This is a genomic window from Corallococcus terminator (assembly GCF_003611635.1).
Taxonomy (GTDB): Bacteria; Myxococcota; Myxococcia; order Myxococcales; family Myxococcaceae; genus Corallococcus; species Corallococcus terminator.
This window is the reverse complement of the sequence record NZ_RAVZ01000633.1, coordinates 1-2,049: the sequence shown is the minus strand read 5'-3', so window position 1 is coordinate 2,049 and position 2,049 is coordinate 1. Positions and strand designations below refer to the sequence as shown.

Genomic DNA, 2,049 nt, shown 5'->3' with positions numbered 1-2,049 from the left:
TCCCTGGAGTCCCCCCATGCGCCCCCTCTGCCTCGCACTGCTGCTGCTGCCGCTGACCGGCGGGGCGGCGGTGAAGAACGTCTCCACCGTGACCGAGCTTCAGACCGCGCTCGCCGCCGCGAAGGCCGGGGACGAGCTCGTCCTCGCCAACGGCACGTACACCTTCAACGCGAACGTGAACTGCGCGGCGGAGGGCACCCAGGCCCAGCCCATCACCGTGCGCGCCGCGAACCGCCACGGGGCGCTCGTGCGCTTCAACGCGGTGGAGGGCTTCAAGGTGTCGGGCCGGTACTGGACCTTCGATGGGCTCACCGTGGAGGGCGTCTGCGCGGCCGACCAGGATTGCGAGCACGCGTTCCATGTGACGGGGCACGCGGAGGGCTTCGTGCTGCGCAACAGCCGCGTGCGCGACTTCAACGCGCAGCTCAAGGTGAACGCGGTGAAGAACGCGTCCGGCGTCTGGGAGATGCCGCACCGGGGGCTCATCGAGCGCAACGAAATCTACGACACGCACGCCCGCGCGACGGGGACCCCCGTCACCAAGCTGAACATCGACACGGGCGAGGATTGGGTGGTCCGCGACAACGAACTGCACGACTTCTCCAAGGCGGGGGGCATCTCCTACGGCGCCTTCATGAAGAGCGGCGGCAAGCGGGGCCTCTTCGAGCGCAACCGCGTCGTCTGCGCGAAGGACCGCGCCCTGGCGGACACGAGCATCGGCCTGTCCTTCGGCGGGGGCGGGACGGGTGCGGCGTTCTGCGCGCCGGCCTTCGACGCGTCGGTGCCTTGCACGCCGGAGCACTCGGACGGAGTGATGCGCAACAACATCGTCGCGAACTGCTCCGACGTCGCCGTCTACCTGAACAAGGCCGCGAACACGCGGGTGCTGTTCAACACGTTCATCGGCACCACGGGCGTGGACTTCCGCTTCGCGGCCAGCACGGGCGAGGCCCACGGCAACGTGCTGTCGTCGGTCATCCGCGTCCGCGAGGGCGGCACCTTCACCGCGGGCACGAACCTGACGAACGTGGCCACCGCCACGTGGGCGTCCTGGTACGTGGCGCCGCTCGAGGGGGATTTGACCGTCAAGGGCAATGTGGCGTCCCTCGTGGGGGCCGCCGCGCGGAATGCCTCGGTGCCGGACGACTTCTGCGCGCGGCCCCGCCCGTCGGCGTCGGCGTACACGCTGGGCGCGCTCGAACATTCGCTGGGCACCTGCGCGGCGACCACGACCGACGGGGGCACGGGCGGCACGGATGCCGGCACGGGCACGGGCGGCACGGATGCCGGCACGGGCGTCGCGGACGCGGGCTCGGGCTCGGCCGACGCTGGCACGGGCGGAGCGGATGCGGGCTCCGGGCCGGAGAAGGAATCGCCGGAGGACGAAGAGGACGGTGGATGCAGCACCAGTCCGGGCCTGATGCCCCTGCTGCTTACGCTGCTCGTGCCGCTGAGCCTGCGCCGCCGAACCCGTCGTTGATCAGGCGGTACGGACCCTGCCCCGCTGGGACTCGGACCACCAGGGTCCAGGTCCCGGCGGCGGACCGATTCAGAACGCGGTGGACTTGAACAGGCTGCGCCCGATGGCCATGACGCCGCCCGCGACGAACACCAGGGACAGCACGGTGCCCACCAGGGGCAGCACGTAGCCCGGCGGCGTGCGCCGACGGTTCACCGACAGGAGGCTCTGGATGGAGCCGACCGCCAGCACCATCATCACGATGTGCCCGATGAGCGCCGGGTAGTAGCCGCGCGTGACGAGCACCGCGATGCCCACCAGCACCTGAAGCTGGAGGAAGCCGGAGTAGGACGCGCCGATGATGCGCCCCACCTTGTCGAACGGCTTCTTCGTGGCGACGCAGAACGCGAAGTACGCGAGCGCGATGGCGCCGGACAGCAGCACCAGGTAGCGAAGCCCCGAGTGGAGATGGAAGAAGAAGGTCATGGGCCGGGAGGTTTACCACCCGCCGGCCGGGACGCGACGTTCAAGACGGATCCGGCTTGGGGGTGCGCTTGGTGCTCGGGGGCAGGGGCGGCGCGGAGATGCGC

The 2,049-nt window shown here is 70.5% G+C and carries 2 protein-coding genes; one reads left to right on the top strand and one right to left on the bottom strand.

The features are described 5' to 3' along the window. On the top strand, nucleotides 1-1,480 hold a 1,480-nt coding region (locus D7V88_RS40960; protein WP_341870759.1), incomplete at its 5' end, for a right-handed parallel beta-helix repeat-containing protein. 69 nt (nucleotides 1,481-1,549) lie between these two features. On the opposite strand, the gene D7V88_RS40955 is transcribed toward D7V88_RS40960, so the two are convergent. After that, nucleotides 1,550-1,945, bottom strand: coding sequence for a hypothetical protein (locus D7V88_RS40955; RefSeq protein ID WP_120545891.1), 396 nt, complete (start codon nucleotides 1,943-1,945; stop codon nucleotides 1,550-1,552). Nucleotides 1,946-2,049: the final 104 nt, after the last annotated feature.

Coding starts and splice junctions, on each gene's coding strand:
- D7V88_RS40955 (WP_120545891.1), bottom strand. CDS start 1,945: ATGACCTTCTTCTTCCATCTCCACTCGGGGCTTCGCTACCTGGTGCTG.